The organism is Sphingomonas daechungensis, assembly GCF_039543105.1.
In the GTDB taxonomy this organism is placed as follows: domain Bacteria; phylum Pseudomonadota; class Alphaproteobacteria; order Sphingomonadales; family Sphingomonadaceae; genus Sphingomicrobium; species Sphingomicrobium daechungense.
The window spans coordinates 1,842,173-1,857,502 of the sequence record NZ_BAABJC010000001.1 but is presented as its reverse complement, the minus strand read 5'-3'; the positions used below and the strand labels follow the sequence as shown (position 1 = coordinate 1,857,502).

Here is a 15,330-nt window from a genome sequence, read left to right as displayed (position 1 = left end):
GCTGGCCGACTACAGCAACTGCTGCTGCGAACCCGACGTATCCTCGCGTTTCGCGCGCTTTACGCTCGCGGGGGCGTCGGCGCCGTCGCCGACTTTCGACTTGAACAGGATGTAATTGGCGTTCGAGTTGAACGGCAGGTCGAGGTAGATAAGGTCGACGCTCTCGCTCGCGATATGCTCGCGCAGAACGTCGAGATTGTCGCCGTAGAACAGCTTGTTGGTCACGCTAACTCCCCGCCCGAGCCACACAAGCGTAGCAAGGCGGCAACCGGAAGCAACTAGACGGCTTCCGCCAACCGGATAATGTTGGCTTGCGAACCGGTGCAATACGAAGCCCACGCCGGCATGAGCTTTTGTTTCCGCTGCTCGAAGAAGGTCGTTCGTCTGTAGGCGCTTTCGGTGCGATTGGGATTGGTGTGGGCAAGCGCAGCCTCCGCCCAGGCGTCCGCGAAGCCAGTCTCCGCCGCCCAATCGCGGAAGGACGATCGGAAACCGTGAACCGTATAGTCCTTGCCTTCATTGATCCGCAGCACCTTGGCAAGTGTCGCGTCGCTCATCGTTCCTTTCAGCCCTGGAAAGACGAGATCATTCGGCTTGTGAGCGACTGCCTCCCGGAGTTTGCCCAATATCTCGACGGCCGCAGGTGCGAGCGGCACAATGTGCAATCTTGCTGTCTTTGTGTTTTCGGGAGGAACACGCCACTCGCAGCCATCCAAATCGACATCCCGCCATCGCGCCTTGCGGACTTCACCGGATCTAGCCGCAGTCAGGATCAGGAACCGAAGCGCAGCCCGGCCGATGGAGAACTCGCCCTCGGCCAGACTGGAAACGAACTCCGGCAGGCTCTTGTACGGCATCGCGGCGAAGTTGGACCCTTTAGGCTGCTTTATGCCCCCCATCAGCTGGTTGAGCGCCCGCATCGGAGCTTCACTCTTTCGCCATCCTTTGCCGTGCGCATAATCGAGGACCACGCCGATACGCTGGCGAACGCGCCGGGCCGTCTCGCCCTTGGAAAGCCAGATAGGAAGCAGGACCTTCTGAATTGCAGGCGCGTCGATTTCGTCGACGGATAGGCTGCCTAATGCCGGGAAGGCATACGTCTTCAGCGTGTTGAGCCATTGCTCGCCGTGCTTCCCGTTGCGCCAGCCTTTGGAAACCTGTGAGTGGTATTGCTCAGCGGCGCGTCGAAATGTCGGGATTTCCTCGTGGATGTGCCGCCAGACGGCGGATGGGTTCAAGCCAGCCTTCGCAATTTCACGACCGATCCGCGCCTTTTCTCGCGCCTCGCCCAGCGTGAGTGATCGTTTCTGTTGAAGCGGAATTTCAACAGGGACGGCCTCCGGCACGAAGGTCCCAAGGCCAAAGTCCTGCCGCTTCCCATTGTACTGGACTCGAAGGACCCAGGATTTGGTCCCGCTAGGCTTTACGAGGAGATAAAGGCCTTTCCCGTCGGAGTGTCGCCCGGGCTTGGCGTTGCGTGCTTGGGCGACGGTCAGCGCCATGGCAGTTCCCTCAACAGTTACCCCTTTATGGCGCGATTGCACGCGAACGTCAACGACCGTCGGCGCACGGAATCCACCTAAGTAACGTCAGGATTCTAACGATTTTTGGACAATCGCGAATGATTGCGAATAAGTAGCTGGCGGAGACGGAGGGATTCGAACCCTCGGTACGGGAATCCCCCGTACGGCGGTTTAGCAAACCGCTGGTTTCAGCCACTCACCCACGTCTCCGGAAGCAGCGCTAGGCGGCGGCCTATATAGTCAGCCTCGGCATCCTTCAACCGCCCCCTTCCATTCCGCCAGGCATCTCAAGCCGCAGCGATCCGAAACCGCGGATGGAGAAACTGGAGCCTGGTCAGATGGTGCGAATGTCTTCGTTGCGCTAGTAGGTCGCCGCAGCCGGGGGCCTGTTCGAAAGCAAACCTGCCGAGGTAAAGATGAGACGGCTGATTGCATTACTGGTCCTGACCTGCGCCGCCGCTTCGGCGTCCGCGCGAGCTTCAGACGTTCAAACCATGCCTATCGAGTTAAGGGCGGCGACGCTCGGCCCCGGCCAATATGTCTGGGAAGCAAGCACTGCTCCCCCCGGTGCCCTGTTCGTGGTCATCAATCTCACGTCGCAACGCGCCATGGTTTACCGGGAAGGCGTCCTCATCGGCGCCTCGACGATCTCTACCGGCAGCAAGGATCGCGAGACGCCGATCGGAATCTTCCCCATCCTGGAGAAGCAATTGGAGCATCGATCGAGCACCTACGACAATGCACCGATGCCATATATGCAGCGCCTGACCTCAAAGGGCGTCGCACTGCATGCGGGCAATTTGCCCGGTTACGCCGCGTCGCATGGCTGTATTCGCCTGCCGGTGGGCTTCGCCAAGCTGCTCTATGGAGCCACTCAGGTCGGCACACCGGTCATGATCACGGATTCAGCCCAGGTCGCCGAGCAGCAGCGCAGAATGGACGAATTCGTGCGCGCCAATGACGAATTCGTTCGGCGGAGGGCGGAGCAGCGGGCAGCTGCGGACCGGGCGCTCGTCGAATTCGAAAAGGCGAAGGCGGAGCACGAGGAGGCCGTGCGGCGACACAATGCCGAAATGGCAAAGCTTCAATCGGGAGTCGTTCCGAAATAGCCCCGTCGGCTATCCTTCAACAAAGCCGATTGCGGACCTCAGACCCCATGCAATAGCTTGGCTCCGCCGAGGCCATGCAAACCGCTGTCCGGAAGATCGCCGGCAGCGGAAGCTGAAAGGTCGAGGGGAGGACATTATGATGATGAGGCGCTTGGCACTCTGCGCCGGCGGGCTTGCGTCGGCTCTGGCCTTGGCTGCAGTGACGCCGCCGCGGAAAGCCCATTTGGTGCGACCGGCAATCACCGGAATCTCGCATCTCGCAGTCTATTCGAGCGATCTCGGGGCCAGTGAGCACTTCTACGTCGTGGTTCTGGGCGCCACCAAGGGCCCGGACCCCGAGAACCCCGCCGGCGCGCGTTACTATTTCAGCGAGCAGCAATTCGTCGAAGTGCTTCCCTCACCTGCCGGTCTCGGCCCGAGCAGGCTCGCCCACGTCGCGTACAATACAGCCGACGCGTCCGCGCTGCGCGCGTACCTGATTGCAAACGACGTCGCCGGCGCGAGCGAACTCCGGCGCGGGCCACAGGGAGTCTGGTTCTCGGTCAAGGATCCCGAAGGCAACGAGGTCCAGTTCGTGCAGCCCTCAAGCAAGGGCAATGCCGCAATGGCCGGAGCGATCAGCGGGCGGATCATCCACGTCGGCCACCTGGTTCGCGACCGCGCCAAGCAGGACCTTTTCTATCGCGACCTGCTCGGGTTCCGGCCGTACTGGTACGGCGCATTCAATCCCTCAAAGGTCGACTGGGTGTCCCAACAGGCCCCGGATGGACGCGACTGGCTCGAATATATGATGGTCGGTCCGGGATCGGACGTGCCGCTGGAGAAAGTCGATGCCAATCAGCTGGGCGTGCTCAACCATGTGTCGCTGGGCGTGCCCAACATGCAGACGGCGGTTACGACACTCTACCGCGAGAACCGGCTCAGCAAACGCCACGACGGCCCACAGATGGGGCTCGACGGTAAATGGCAGGCCAATTTCTACGATCCCGACGGGACGCGCATCGAACTCATGGAGTTTCAGCCCGTCATGAAGCCGTGCTGTTCAGAATTCACTGCGGAAAGCCCCACGCAATAATGAGGAAGCCGGAGTGGCGACTTACCGGCGCCTGGATCGGTCGCTGCATTATATTGCTCGCACGTCGATCCGCATGTCGAGGCACATCTGCTCGCCGGGCTCGAGGATGCGGATTCCAAGGGCAAGCCAGTCCGTCTCCGGCTCATTGAGCGCGGCGTTCGCGTGGCTGACCGGCTCGGCCACGAAGACTCCACCGCTCGCGGGCGAGTAGATCTGGAAGAAGCGGGCTTCGGGCGACGACAGCTCGATCTCAAACAGCCAATCGGGATCGGTGATCAGGGCGCGCCCGCTCCAGTCTGCGAATCCGTTGTCAAGAGCCTGCCCGCAAATCAGGCGGTCCTTGAGATCGTAACGGCCCGTGGCCGGGAGCTTGGCGACCGGGAGGACCTTGTCATCGATCGTCCACACAAAGCCGACGCCAGTGTCGATCCGGGTCTGAGGCCCGCACTGGAAATAGGGATGCTGGCCCAGTCCGCACGGCATCGGCTCACCGGATGTGTTGGTGCAGGTCAGCCTCACATCCAGCACTGAGTCAACGAGCCTGAAGTCCTGCTGCGCTTCGTAGGCCCAAGGCCATTCCCCGGGCTCGTGCCGGTATGAGAGGACCGCCGAGGATCCATCGACCTCATCCGCTGTCCAAGGGTTCAGCCACCCCTGCCCGTGCAGGGGACTCGGATCGCCAGCCATGTTCGGCTCCAGGCGAATCTCCCTGCCCCGAAAGGCGAACGCGCCGCCCCGAATCCGGTTCACATAGGGGACGAGAGGAAAATTACCCGCCTCCAGAACGTTTTCGAGCGGGGTGAGGCTTTCACGCAATATTGAAACGGGACTTTCGGCTCCCAGATACGCGAGCCGTGAAATTACCCCGCCTATTGAGGGATTTAGCTGAAGCTCGAGCCTCGAGGACGACAAAGTCAGGAGAGTGGATGACATCGGATTTCTAAACCTCAGACGACCAGGAATTCACAAGTCGGCAACTTCGCTGGGGATAAGCTGACAAATAAAGTTGCGCACGGAATCAGGCGCTTGGTAATTTACCCCGGGGTCCGGGGAGAGGAACATGGGTAGACGAGTCAAAGATTTTATCGAGATCAGCGAGTACACTTCGCTCGATCAGCTGATCAACTCGCTCACGGCAATCCGGGACAGCCTGCCGACGGAAGCCGAGCCCGAGCTCCGGATGAAGGGCGACGATGTCTTCGGGCGCCGCCTCTCGATCAGTTACCTTCGCGATTTGAATGCCGAGGAAGCGGCTTGCGAGGCTCGCTACGGCGCCGCCGACCTGCCGGCCCCGGATGCGGAGATCGAGAAGCTCCGGCACCAGCTCGACGGCGTCGACTTCGAACGCGAAGATCGCCGCCGCATTCGACGCGTAGCCTAGCTCACCAACACCGCACCGCCGCGGATTCTCACGCCGACGCCTGCCCCTCGCCGGGCGCGCCAAGATCCACTTCTTCCTCGTTCAGCCTCCGCCGGGCCTCTTCCTCCTGCTCGCGGGCGCTGGCGAGCTCGTAGTGAGACGGCGGGACGATCGGCACGACGAGGCACAGGCTCGACGCGGGTAGCACCTCCCGCCAGTCGCGGATCAGGCGTTTGTAGGCGCGGCCGACATTGCGGATGTTGCGATCGAGGTCGAACAGCCCAAGCGCGTTCACATTGCCGTTCTTCTCACGAAGCGCCGTGTCCCAATCGATTTGGTCGATCAGCGAATACCAGGTGAAGCCGACGGTCGGGATGCCGACGTTGCGCAGGCGAAGGACGTTGGCCCATTCCTTCCACAGCCAGTGCACGGCTTCGTCGCCAACCGGACCTTCGACGAGGTTGGTCTCGGTGTGCATGATCGGAAGGCGGTAGCGATTGTAATATTGCCGCGTGATCTCGGTGTAGCCGAAGACTTCGCCGCTCGCGGTCGTGTGTCCGTTCTCGAAGACGCGATGCTCGTTGGTGCGATAGTAATCGTTGCCGAGGATGCAGTGCTGCTTGAGCCGGTTGTGAAGGAAGAAGTGATACTCTTCCTTCGTCATCCCGTTATCCAGCAGATACTCGTACATCTCACTGTCGACCCGGCGGCCGTAGTTGAGGTCGAGGCTGAGGAAGCGCCGTGAGTTGAGCACTTCCGCCTGATGGATGGCGGCCGGGCTGTCGGCGTGAAAATATTCCGACGATTCGGACTGAATGAAAATCGCGTCGGCGCGGTGCTTGAGGATTTCGAGCATCGCCAGGACATTGGCTTTGACGATGTGCTTGAGCGCGGTGACGAACCCGAGGTCCGTCTTCAGCTGCTCGTTCCACCAGCCGTACTTGGCGGAGAACATCGCGCAGATGAACATCTCGTTGACCGGCGTGTAGAGCTGCACCCAGGGGTAGCGCTCGGCGAAGGCTGCCGCGTACCGCGCGAAGAGAACCGGGAAATCGGGGTTCTGGAAATTGCCGATCCAGTCGGGAACGCCGAAGTGGCAAAGGTCGATGATCGGCGTGATGTCGCGGCGCTTCAGCTCCGTCAGCGTGATATCCGCGAATTCCCAGTCGTACTTGCCGGGGCCGAGATACGTCTTGTGGAGAGGCGGACCATAGCGAAGGAAATTGATGCCGATTTCCTGGACGCAGTCGAAATCCTCGCGCCACCTTTCGTAGTGGCCGCAGACCTCCATCTCGTCGACGCGCGTCCTGCCATTGTCGATGGTCGGGATGCTGTTCTCTATCCCGGTCGCGAACATGAAGTTGGCGATGTTTCAGTCTCCCTCGGACGCCGCTCACGCCGATATTCTATTCAGGGAACAGCTTCTGTCCCGGCCTGCCCGAATAGAAAACCGCGGGAGCAATGTCGCGTTCCCGCCGTTTTCGATAACGAAGAGAACGCATGGCCTGGAAAGACGGATTCATTGCGGTCGATTGGGGCACGACCAATCGACGCGCCTACCTCATAAATTCCGACGGCCTCTGCGCCGACGAGTTCGAGGACGGGCAGGGAATCCTGTCCGTCCCGGCCGGCGGGTTCGGCAATGCCGTCGCGGAGATTCGCCGACGCCTGGGCGACAAGCCGTTGCTGTTGGCAGGGATGGTGGGATCGAACCGTGGATGGGTGGACGCGCCGTATGTCCCCGCCCCCGCCGGGCTCGATGATCTCGCGCGAGCGCTCGTGTGGCCGGAGCAAGGTCGGATCGCGCTAGTGCCGGGGGTGTCCTTCCTTTGCGACGGCGATGCGGACGTCATGCGCGGCGAGGAATTGCAGCTTCTCGGCGCTCTCGCTGCAGGCCTGGTCTCGCCCGATGCGCTCGTCTGCCATCCGGGCACGCACAACAAATGGGTGGTTCTGCGTGAGGGACGCATCATTCGCTTCCGAACCGTGATGACCGGCGAACTGTTCAACGTGCTTCGCGAGCACAGCATTCTCGCCGATCTTATCGGCGGGACCGTTGAGGGGGGTCGTGCGTTTGCCGTGGGCGTGCGCCGTGGTCTTTCGGGCGATTGCCTCACGTCCGAGCTGTTCAAGATCCGCGCACGCATCCTCCTTGGCGAGGCCGAAGCGAGCGACGCACCGTCCTATGCAAGCGGGCTGTTGATAGGCACTGACGTGCGCGCCGGCCTCGGCGAGAGTGATGAGCAGGACATCGTCGTCATGGGTCGGCCGGAACTGACGAAGCTTTATTCGGAGGCCATACAGATCGCCGGCAGGACGCCCCACGAGGTCAATGGGGAGCAGGCTTTCCTCGCCGGAGCGAAGGGGATCGCGGAGTTGATTGAATGAGCGCAGTTGAAGACTTCCGCCGGTACTTCGCCGAGTGTCCGCTGGTGGCCATCGTCCGGGGAGTCACCCCCGCGGAAGCTGAAGCGATCGCAGGCGCCCTTTACAGGGGCGGCATTAGGATCATCGAAGTCCCGCTAAATTCCCCTGATCCGCTGGAGAGCATCCGCATCATCGCCGCGAAGTTTGGTGACCGCGCATTGATTGGTGCGGGGACTGTGCTCGATCCGTCACAAGTGGCCGAGGTTGCGAATGCGGGCGGCCGGCTGATCGTTTCGCCGAACGCCAACACGTCCGTAATCGAAGCAACGGTGGCTGCGGGAATGGTCTCTTCGCCCGGTTACTTTACGCCCTCGGAAGCCTTCGACGCCATCCGCGCGGGGGCTCATTCGATCAAGCTGTTCCCGGCAGAGGCGGCAACTCCCGCGGTGGTGAAGGCGCAGAAGGCCGTTCTCCCGCCGAACGTTCCGCTGATCGTTGTCGGCGGCGTTACGCCCGAATCCATCACAGGCTGGCTCGACGCCGGCGCAGATGGATTCGGCCTGGGCGGCGGCCTTTACAAGCCGGGACAGACCGAACAGGCCACGCTCGAAAAAGCGCGCGCCTATGTCGCCGCATTGGGGGGACAATGAAGCCAATCCGGATTGCGATCATCGGTTTCGGCAAGATCGCCGAAGACCAGCATCTGCCGGCGATCTCGGCGAACCCGCGGTTCGAACTGGCTGCGACATCCAGCCGCACCGGCCATGGCGTCGAGCCAATCTTTGAGGATTGGCGCGAGCTACTGCAAAGCATCGAAGGTCTCGAAGCTGTCGCGATCACGACTCCGCCGTCCGTCCGTCACGAGATTGCGGCAGCTTGCATCGAAGCCGGCCTCCACGTTCTGATGGAGAAGCCGCCGACGTCGACACTTAGCGAGGTCGAGGATCTCATCTGCCTCGCCGAAGCGAAGGGCGTGACGCTGTTCGGAACCTGGCACTCACGTCACAATCCATCGGTGCCGATCGCCGCGCAGGCTCTCGCAGGGAAACGGATCGCCGAAATGCAGATCCGTTGGCAGGAGGACGTCCACAAATGGCATCCCGGGCAGCGATGGATCTGGGACGCCGGTGGGTTCGGCGTATTCGACCCGGGCATCAACGCCTTGTCCATCGTTACAGCCATCTTTCCCGGCTCGCTGTTCGTCCGCTCAGCCCAGTTGAGCGTGCCAGCCAATGCCGAAACGCCTGTTGCCGCCGAGATCGACTTCGCGAGCGACGTCGCCGACGGCCCACTCCACGCCAGCTTCGACTTCCTTCGAACCGACGGGGAAGAATGGACGATCGATATCCGGACCACTGACGGCCGCAGCATCTTCCTGAAGGAGGGCGGCGCCCGGCTGTTCGTCGATGGCGCCGAGCAGGATGTTTCGGGCCCTGGCGAATATCCGGACATCTATCGCGAGTTCGTCGACCTGATCGATCAGCGGCGGAGTTCCGTCGACGTGACTCCACTCCGTCTCGTCGCCGATTCCTATCTTGCCGCGTCCCACACCACAGTGGAGCCTATCACGAGCTGAAATTTGATGACCGTGCTTAACCCTTGTTATGTCCTGTGTCGCAGGCGTAATGAATTCAGTGGCTTCATCGTTCATGAGCCACTGTGGGGGTTTTGTTGCGTATGTTGGACACCATGACCGGACCGGAACGGTTCGAGGACGCCTTTTCGGGCAATTTGCTTCTGTCTACCTTTTCGACGGAAGTGCGCCAGCTTCTGCAATCTGATGCGGACCTGGTCGACCTCGACGTCGGTCAGCGCGTGCTGACTCGGGGCCAGGACGTCGACTGGAGCTACTTCCCCTTCGGCACCACGATGATCTCGCTTGTCGTGGAATTGAGCGACGGCAGGTCGGTGCAAGTCGCCTCGATCGGGCGCGAGGGCGCTGTCGGCGGCATCGTCAGTTGCGGCCACGCGCCCGCGTTCGCGGAGGCCAAGGTGATCGTCGGCGGCCCGGCAATGCGCGTACCGATGAAGGTGCTCGAGCACGCCAAGGGCCAGTCCAGCTTCCTCAAGAACCTTTTCTGCCGCTTCTCGGACTATTTGCTTGCCGAGGTCATGCAGTCCGCGACCTGCAACTCATTTCACAGCATTCAGCAGCGGGCCGCGCGCTGGCTCCTGACTGCGCAGGACCGCGCCGGCGACCGAATCGAATTGACCCAGGAAGCGCTGGCCGAACTGCTTGGCGTTCAGCGCACGACGGTGAACGCAGTCGTCGGAGCCCTGCAGGACCAGGGGCTGATCTCGGCCCGCCGCGGCCGGGTCATCGTCGTCGATCGAGCCGGCCTCAAGCGACATGCCTGCGAATGCTATTCCGCCGTGAAGGACCATTTCGGCGCGGTGATCGGCCCAAGTGGGTCGGGCGGCAGCCCGGACTGCTAAGCCGCGACCGTCCAGTTCAGCGTCTGTCCGGCGTGGAACGGGATCAGATCGATATCTCCAAGGCCCAGGCGTTCGGGAATGTCATTCTCCGCTCGCTGCAGGGTGATGGTGCCCTCGTTGAGCGGAAGGCCGTAGAAATGCGCGCCATGTTCCGAGGCGAAGCCCTCCAGTCTATCCAGCGCGCCCTCCTCCTCGAAGACCGCCGCATAGCTCTCGAGAGCATAGGGCGCGTTGAAGATGCCGGCGCATCCGCAACTTGACTCCTTCGCATGACGCGAGTGCGGCGCGCTGTCGGTGCCAAGGAAGAACTTCGGCGAACCCGAAACGGCGGCCGCTCGCGCGGCCAGCCGATGGTTCTCCCGCTTGACCACCGGCAGGCAATAGGCGTGTGGCCTCAAACCGCCCGCAAACAGGGCGTTACGGTTCAGATGAAGATGCTGCGGCGTGATGGTCGCGGCGATGTTCGCTGGCGCATCCCGCACGAAATGCGCGGCTTCGGCGGTGGTGATATGCTCGAGGACGATCTTGAGCTCGGGGAAATCGCGGATCAGCGGCACGAGAACGCGGTCGATGAAAACCGCCTCACGATCGAACACGTCGACGTCCGGATCGGTCACCTCGCCATGAACGCACAGAACCATTCCTACCCACTGCATCCGCTCCAGCGTCGGATGGAGATTGCGAATGTCGGTGACGCCGAATGCCGAATTGGTCGTTGCATTGGCCGGGTATAATTTGGCGGCGAGCCAGACATTGTCGTTGAAGCCGCTCTCGACGACCTCCGGATCGGATTCGTCCGTGAGGTAATAGGTCATCAGCGGCTGGAAATCGCGGCCGGCCGCTTCCCAGATCCTCTCGCGGTAGTCGGCAGCGCCGGCGATCGTGGTGATCGGCGGAACAAGATTGGGCATGACGATCGCTCGCGCGAACTGATGCGCCGTGAATGGCGCGACCAGCCGAAGCATCTCGCCATCCCGCAAATGGACGTGCCAGTCGTCGGGCCGCCGGATCGTCAGGCTTTGCATCGTCACACTCGGCTCCCTAACTGAAGGCCATGGCCGCGACCACCCTCAGCAATCGAGCGATCGTCCGCCTTTCCGGCGAAGACGTGCAGGGCTTCCTGCAGGGGCTTGTGACAAGCGATGTGGCGGGCCCGCTGCCGGTATGGGCTGCACTGCTGACGCCTCAGGGGAAGTGTCAGTTCGATTTCATCGTCTGGCGTGACGAAGGTGACTTCCTGCTCGACTGCGAAGCTGATTCGGCGGGAGACTTGATCAAGCGGCTGTCCTTGTACCGCTTGCGCCGCCCGATCGGGATCGACCGTGACGCTACGCTCGCCGTCCATTGGGCGCCGGGCGGCCCCGGGACACCGGACCCTCGACTGCCAGAGCTCGGACATCGCTGGCTCGCGGAGCCCGGGGAAAGTGCCGGTGGATGGCAGGAACATCGACTGCGCCTTGGGGTTTGCGAAGGCCGCGCCGAACTTGGCGACATCCTCTGGCTGGAATGCAACGCTGCGGAGTTGAACGGCGTCAGCTTCACCAAGGGCTGTTTCGTCGGCCAGGAAAATACGGCGCGCATGAACTGGCGGCAGAAGGTCAACCGCCGACTGGTCGTCGTTCCAACGACCGCTGCAGGGCCCCGCACGCGAGTGGTTTATGAGGATCTGGGTCTGGCCGTCGAGCACCGCCGTACCGATGATCTCGGCGACGCCATCATCCCTGCCTGGCTCGAGGCGGCGATCGCTCAGCAGCCGTAATCGCGCTTGAGGCTTTTGGGCCCCACGTCGCAGTACCAAACATCCGTCGCACCGATTGCCCAGTCCGCCACTGCCCATCGCCCGTTGCGCTTCTTGAGAACGGCATCGACGCGAAGTCCGTCCATATTGTCGAAGTCCTCGCCAAAGATCTGGTTGCCGTCGATCGCCTTGCCGCCCTTGCGCCGCGGTTCGGCCATGACGAACGCCCAGCCATTCTCGACCCTCAGCACCTGGACGACGAACTCGACGTTCGGCCCCAGCCTGGCTTCGACCTTGGGCCGCAGGGCATCGAGGACGGCCTTTCGCTCCGGTGAGACGGCGGCCGTGAGGACCAGAGCGACAATGAACAGCATTGCGATTCTGGCTTGCCCCATGCCCGTCCTTAGCTGACTGGATCGCCTGCTTTCTTGCGCCGATCGACGATGCGCCACAAGGCAATCGCCCCGATCAGCATCCAGATCACGTTGAGCGCGGCGGACGGGATGGCCCCATGCCACCAGCCGTTCACCGTGAAGCCGGCGGCACCGACCACGTTCATCGCCTGGTAGACGATCGACTGTCCGGTCAGCTTGCCCGCCGAGAGCAATAGATATGCCAACAGGATCAGCACGGCCCCGGCCCAACCAACGACCTCGACGACGATTTCGACCGGAGTCACGTCGCGCTTCTCATGCGGCGTAGCACGCCGCCCAGCGACGCGAGGAGCATCCCCGGCAAGGCCAGCACCAGCAGCATGACGATGCCAGGAATCCAGAGGCTACCGATGCCCTGCGTGACCCACATGACCGGCATCTGCGCCAGCATCACGGCAAGCGGCCAACGCCACGGGCGGTCGGGGAATGCAAAGCCGAGGGCTGCGCAAAGCGCGCAGGCGATCGGCATGTACACGACCCAATATTCGCTGGTGTCCCACGGCTCCCGGCCGCCGGATGTCGCCGAAGCGACTGACCAAAGCAACGCGCCGCCGGCAAAGGAGAGGATCCAGCCGGTGCCGTCCCTCACGCCGCCGCAAGCCTCCGCAGCACGTAGTGCAGAATGCCGCCCGACCTGAAATATTCGAGCTCGTTGTAGGTATCGATGCGGCAGCGGGCGGTGAAGCTGAACTCCTTGCCGTCGTCCTTGATGACCTGGACCGTCACGTCCTGGCGCGGCTTCAATTCGCCGATGCCGGTGATCGTGTATTTCTCCGTGCCGTCGAGGCCGTAGGTCTCGGCATTCTCGCCGGCATTGAACTGAAGCGGAAGCACGCCCATGCCGACGAGGTTGGAACGGTGGATGCGCTCGAAGCTCTCGGCGATGACGGCGCGGACGCCTAGCAGCACCGTGCCCTTGGCGGCCCAGTCGCGCGAGCTGCCGGTACCATATTCCTTGCCGGCAATGATCACGAGCGGGCGCTGGTCCGCTTGGTAGAGCATGGCAGCGTCGTAGATCGCCATCGTCTCGCCGCTCGGTGCGTAGCGGGTGAAGCCGCCCTCGACATTGTCGAGCATGCGGTTGCGGATGCGGATGTTGGCGAACGTGCCGCGCATCATCACTTCGTGATTGCCGCGTCGCGAACCGTAGCTGTTGAACTCGCCGCGGCTGACCTGGCGCTCCAGCAGGTAACGACCCGCCGGGCTGTCCGGCTTGATCGCGCCCGCGGGCGAGATGTGATCGGTGGTGATCGAATCGCCGAAGATCGCCAGCGGCCGCGCGCGTTCGATGTCGCCCGGCGGAACCGGCTCCATCGTCATGCCGGTGAAGTACGGCGGGTTCTGGATGTAGGTCGAGGTCGGGGGCCAGCCGTAGGTGTCGCCGCCTGACACCGGGATCGCCCGCCAACGCTCGTCGCCGCGATAGACGTCGGCGTAACGGCTGCGGAACATGTCGGAATGGACGTGCGCATCAATTAGCGCACGGATCTCGTCGTTCGACGGCCAGATGTCCTTGAGGAACACGTCCTGACCGTTGCGCGCCTTGCCGATCGGCTCATGGGCGAGATCGGCGCGCACGGTGCCCTTCAGGGCATAGGCGACCACCAGCGGCGGCGACGCAAGATAGTTGGCGCGGCAGTCCGGCGAGACGCGGCCTTCGAAATTGCGATTGCCCGAAAGCACGCTGACCGCGACCAAATCATTCTCGTTGATCGCCTTGCTGATCGGCTCCGGAAGCGGGCCGGAATTGCCGATGCAGGTCGTGCAACCGTAGCCGACGAGATCGAAGCCGATGGCGTTGAGGTCTTCGGAAAGGCCGCTGGCGTCGAGGTAATCCGTGACGACCTGGCTGCCTGGCGCAAGGCTGGTCTTCACCCACGGCTTCGGCTCCAGCCCGAACTCGCGCGCCTTGCGGGCGACGAGGCCGGCAGCAATCAGCACCGACGGGTTCGACGTGTTGGTGCAGCTGGTGATAGCTGCGATCACGACGTCGCCATTGCCGACCTGAAACTGCTCGCCCTCAACCGCGACGCGCGGGTCGTTGTGCTTCTTGTAGGTGTGCTCCAGCTCGCCGTTGAACTGGTCGTCGACGTCGCTGAGGACGACGCGGTCCTGCGGACGCTTCGGACCGGCGAGCGACGGCTCGATGCTGCTCATGTCGAGCTCGAGCGTGTCGGTGAACACCGGCTCTGGCAGCGAACTGTCGTGCCAGAAGCCATTGGCCTGGCAGTAAGCGCGGACCAATTCGATCGTCTCGTCGGAGCGGCCGGTGAGCTTCAGATACTCGATCGTCCGCTCGTCGATCGGGAAGAAGCCGCAGGTCGCGCCATATTCCGGCGCCATGTTGGCGATGGTTGCGCGATCGGCGACGCTCATCGTCGCGAGGCCCGGACCGTAGAACTCGACGAAGCGGCCGACGACACCCTTGGCGCGCAGCATCTGCGTGACGGTCAGCACCAGGTCAGTGGCGGTAATGCCTTCAGGCAGCGAGCCCGACAGGCGGAAGCCAACGACTTCCGGAATGAGCATCGACACCGGCTGACCGAGCATCGCCGCTTCGGCCTCGATACCTCCAACGCCCCAGCCGAGCACGCCGAGGCCGTTGACCATCGTCGTATGGCTGTCCGTACCTACCAACGTATCCGGGAAGGCGACCGTCTCGCCGTTCGTGTCGTCGCCGGTCCAGATGCCCTGCGCGATGTGCTCGAGGTTGACCTGGTGGCAGATGCCCGTTCCCGGCGGCACGACCTTGAAATTGTCGAACGCGCCGCTGCCCCACTTGAGGAACTCGTAGCGCTCGCCGTTGCGGGCATATTCCAGCTCGACGTTGCGTTCGAACGCCTTGGGCGTGCCGAATTCGTCGACCATCACGCTGTGGTCGATGACGAGATGCACCGGCACCAGCGGATTGATCTTCTGCGGGTCGCCGCCGAGGTTCTTCATCGCGTCGCGCATGGCGGCGAGGTCGACCACGGCCGGAACACCGGTGAAATCCTGCATCAGCACGCGCGCCGGGCGGTACTGGATCTCGCGGGCGATGCTCCGCTCCTTCTGCCAGTCGACCATCGCCTGGAGGTCGTCGCGAGTAACGGTCGTGCCGTCCTCGAAGCGCAGCAGGTTCTCCAGCAGCACCTTCATCGAGAAGGGCAGCCGGCTGATGTCGCCGAGCTGCTCGGCCGCCTTGGGCAGCGAGTAATAGGCGTAGGATCGGCTTCCGACGGTCAGGTTCGAGCGAGTATTGAGGCTGTCCTGGCCGGTCGGAATCATCGAAAAAGGTCCTGTGATGCT

The 15,330-nt window shown here is 62.6% G+C and carries 17 protein-coding genes and 1 tRNA gene; 8 read left to right on the top strand and 10 right to left on the bottom strand.

The genetic code is table 11. The annotated features are described in order from the left end of the window. Positions 1 to 9 precede the first annotated feature (9 nt). The 3 genes from ABD928_RS09745 to ABD928_RS09735 form a co-directional block, all read right to left on the bottom strand. On the bottom strand, positions 10 to 225 hold the full coding sequence (locus tag ABD928_RS09745) for a hypothetical protein (RefSeq protein WP_345168349.1): 216 nt from the start codon (positions 223 to 225) through the stop codon (positions 10 to 12). A 53-nt stretch (positions 226 to 278) separates the two neighbouring features. Further along, on the bottom strand, positions 279 to 1,502 hold the full coding sequence (locus tag ABD928_RS09740) for a tyrosine-type recombinase/integrase (RefSeq protein ID WP_345168346.1): 1,224 nt from the start codon (positions 1,500 to 1,502) through the stop codon (positions 279 to 281). Between the two features lie 138 nt (positions 1,503 to 1,640). Beyond that, positions 1,641 to 1,733 (bottom strand) — tRNA-Ser (locus ABD928_RS09735). Between the two features lie 206 nt (positions 1,734 to 1,939). Between ABD928_RS09735 and ABD928_RS09730 the strand changes: the two genes are divergently transcribed. Further along, a complete protein-coding gene (locus ABD928_RS09730; RefSeq protein WP_345168343.1) occupies positions 1,940 to 2,632 on the top strand; it encodes a L,D-transpeptidase family protein in 693 nt (230 codons plus the stop codon). Between the two features lie 142 nt (positions 2,633 to 2,774). Further along, positions 2,775 to 3,707 carry a VOC family protein gene (locus ABD928_RS09725; RefSeq protein WP_345168340.1) on the top strand — a complete coding sequence of 311 codons (933 nt, stop codon included), beginning with the start codon at positions 2,775 to 2,777 and terminating at the stop codon, positions 3,705 to 3,707. 48 nt (positions 3,708 to 3,755) lie between these two features. On the opposite strand, the gene ABD928_RS09720 is transcribed toward ABD928_RS09725, so the two are convergent. Further along, the gene (locus ABD928_RS09720) at positions 3,756 to 4,640 is read right to left on the bottom strand and encodes an aldose 1-epimerase (protein ID WP_345168338.1); all 885 of its coding nucleotides are present in this window, start codon (positions 4,638 to 4,640) and stop codon (positions 3,756 to 3,758) included. 127 nt (positions 4,641 to 4,767) lie between these two features. Between ABD928_RS09720 and ABD928_RS09715 the strand changes: the two genes are divergently transcribed. Next, positions 4,768 to 5,088, top strand: a complete 321-nt coding sequence (locus ABD928_RS09715; protein ID WP_187715354.1) for a hypothetical protein — start codon at positions 4,768 to 4,770, stop codon at positions 5,086 to 5,088. Positions 5,089 to 5,116: 28 nt separating this feature from the next. Here the strand turns inward: ABD928_RS09715 and ABD928_RS09710 are convergent, their stop codons facing one another. Beyond that, the gene (locus ABD928_RS09710; RefSeq protein WP_187715355.1) at positions 5,117 to 6,424 is read right to left on the bottom strand and encodes a family 1 glycosylhydrolase; all 1,308 of its coding nucleotides are present in this window, start codon (positions 6,422 to 6,424) and stop codon (positions 5,117 to 5,119) included. A gap of 143 nt (positions 6,425 to 6,567) precedes the next feature. On the opposite strand from ABD928_RS09710, the gene ABD928_RS09705 reads away from it, so the two are divergent. From ABD928_RS09705 to ABD928_RS09690, 4 genes are all read left to right on the top strand, one after another. Then, on the top strand, positions 6,568 to 7,455 hold the full coding sequence (locus ABD928_RS09705) for a 2-dehydro-3-deoxygalactonokinase (RefSeq protein ID WP_345168336.1): 888 nt from the start codon (positions 6,568 to 6,570) through the stop codon (positions 7,453 to 7,455). Further along, positions 7,452 to 8,084: a 2-dehydro-3-deoxy-6-phosphogalactonate aldolase gene (locus ABD928_RS09700; protein ID WP_345168333.1), complete on the top strand. Its 633-nt coding sequence runs from the start codon at positions 7,452 to 7,454 to the stop codon at positions 8,082 to 8,084. Before ABD928_RS09705 ends, ABD928_RS09700 begins: the two co-directional genes overlap by 4 nt. After that, the gene (locus ABD928_RS09695) at positions 8,081 to 9,010 is read left to right on the top strand and encodes a Gfo/Idh/MocA family protein (protein ID WP_187715358.1); all 930 of its coding nucleotides are present in this window, start codon (positions 8,081 to 8,083) and stop codon (positions 9,008 to 9,010) included. The genes ABD928_RS09700 and ABD928_RS09695 overlap by 4 nt, the downstream gene beginning before the upstream one ends. Before the next feature lie 113 nt (positions 9,011 to 9,123). Beyond that, the gene (locus ABD928_RS09690; RefSeq protein WP_345168329.1) at positions 9,124 to 9,870 is read left to right on the top strand and encodes a Crp/Fnr family transcriptional regulator; all 747 of its coding nucleotides are present in this window, start codon (positions 9,124 to 9,126) and stop codon (positions 9,868 to 9,870) included. Here the strand turns inward: ABD928_RS09690 and pyrC are convergent. Continuing rightward, positions 9,867 to 10,895, bottom strand: coding sequence for a dihydroorotase (gene pyrC / locus ABD928_RS09685; protein ID WP_345170185.1), 1,029 nt, complete (start codon positions 10,893 to 10,895; stop codon positions 9,867 to 9,869). The genes ABD928_RS09690 and pyrC overlap by 4 nt on opposite strands. Before the next feature lie 29 nt (positions 10,896 to 10,924). On the opposite strand from pyrC, the gene ygfZ reads away from it, so the two are divergent. Next, positions 10,925 to 11,629 (top strand): CAF17-like 4Fe-4S cluster assembly/insertion protein YgfZ, encoded by a 705-nt coding sequence (gene ygfZ, locus ABD928_RS09680; RefSeq protein WP_345168327.1) that lies wholly within the window; start codon positions 10,925 to 10,927, stop codon positions 11,627 to 11,629. Here the strand turns inward: ygfZ and ABD928_RS09675 are convergent. Genes ABD928_RS09675 through acnA form a run of 4 tightly spaced genes read right to left on the bottom strand, consistent with a single transcriptional unit; the run spans position 11,617 to position 15,309 of the window. Further along, positions 11,617 to 12,003 (bottom strand): hypothetical protein, encoded by a 387-nt coding sequence (locus tag ABD928_RS09675; RefSeq protein WP_345168325.1) that lies wholly within the window; start codon positions 12,001 to 12,003, stop codon positions 11,617 to 11,619. The genes ygfZ and ABD928_RS09675 overlap by 13 nt on opposite strands. A gap of 8 nt (positions 12,004 to 12,011) precedes the next feature. Next, on the bottom strand, positions 12,012 to 12,287 hold the full coding sequence (locus tag ABD928_RS09670; protein ID WP_187715361.1) for a CBU_0592 family membrane protein: 276 nt from the start codon (positions 12,285 to 12,287) through the stop codon (positions 12,012 to 12,014). After that, positions 12,284 to 12,631 carry a hypothetical protein gene (locus ABD928_RS09665; RefSeq protein WP_187715362.1) on the bottom strand — a complete coding sequence of 116 codons (348 nt, stop codon included), beginning with the start codon at positions 12,629 to 12,631 and terminating at the stop codon, positions 12,284 to 12,286. Before ABD928_RS09665 ends, ABD928_RS09670 begins: the two co-directional genes overlap by 4 nt. Beyond that, positions 12,628 to 15,309, bottom strand: coding sequence for an aconitate hydratase AcnA (acnA, locus tag ABD928_RS09660; protein ID WP_187715363.1), 2,682 nt, complete (start codon positions 15,307 to 15,309; stop codon positions 12,628 to 12,630). Before acnA ends, ABD928_RS09665 begins: the two co-directional genes overlap by 4 nt. Positions 15,310 to 15,330 lie beyond the last annotated feature (21 nt).

What these genes read in the sequence shown, in the direction of transcription:
- ABD928_RS09730 (WP_345168343.1), top strand. Translation starts at nt 1,940, where the DNA reads ATGAGACGGCTGATTGCATTACTGGTCCTGACCTGCGCCGCCGCTTCG.
- ABD928_RS09740 (WP_345168346.1), bottom strand. Translation starts at nt 1,502, where the DNA reads ATGGCGCTGACCGTCGCCCAAGCACGCAACGCCAAGCCCGGGCGACAC.
- ABD928_RS09700 (WP_345168333.1), top strand. Translation starts at nt 7,452, where the DNA reads ATGAGCGCAGTTGAAGACTTCCGCCGGTACTTCGCCGAGTGTCCGCTG.
- ABD928_RS09725 (WP_345168340.1), top strand. Translation starts at nt 2,775, where the DNA reads ATGAGGCGCTTGGCACTCTGCGCCGGCGGGCTTGCGTCGGCTCTGGCC.
- acnA (WP_187715363.1), bottom strand. Translation starts at nt 15,309, where the DNA reads ATGATTCCGACCGGCCAGGACAGCCTCAATACTCGCTCGAACCTGACC.
- ABD928_RS09710 (WP_187715355.1), bottom strand. Translation starts at nt 6,424, where the DNA reads ATGTTCGCGACCGGGATAGAGAACAGCATCCCGACCATCGACAATGGC.
- ABD928_RS09720 (WP_345168338.1), bottom strand. Translation starts at nt 4,640, where the DNA reads ATGTCATCCACTCTCCTGACTTTGTCGTCCTCGAGGCTCGAGCTTCAG.
- ABD928_RS09705 (WP_345168336.1), top strand. Translation starts at nt 6,568, where the DNA reads ATGGCCTGGAAAGACGGATTCATTGCGGTCGATTGGGGCACGACCAAT.
- ABD928_RS09675 (WP_345168325.1), bottom strand. Translation starts at nt 12,003, where the DNA reads ATGGGGCAAGCCAGAATCGCAATGCTGTTCATTGTCGCTCTGGTCCTC.
- ygfZ (WP_345168327.1), top strand. Translation starts at nt 10,925, where the DNA reads ATGGCCGCGACCACCCTCAGCAATCGAGCGATCGTCCGCCTTTCCGGC.
- ABD928_RS09690 (WP_345168329.1), top strand. Translation starts at nt 9,124, where the DNA reads ATGACCGGACCGGAACGGTTCGAGGACGCCTTTTCGGGCAATTTGCTT.
- pyrC (WP_345170185.1), bottom strand. Translation starts at nt 10,895, where the DNA reads ATGCAAAGCCTGACGATCCGGCGGCCCGACGACTGGCACGTCCATTTG.
- ABD928_RS09715 (WP_187715354.1), top strand. Translation starts at nt 4,768, where the DNA reads ATGGGTAGACGAGTCAAAGATTTTATCGAGATCAGCGAGTACACTTCG.
- ABD928_RS09695 (WP_187715358.1), top strand. Translation starts at nt 8,081, where the DNA reads ATGAAGCCAATCCGGATTGCGATCATCGGTTTCGGCAAGATCGCCGAA.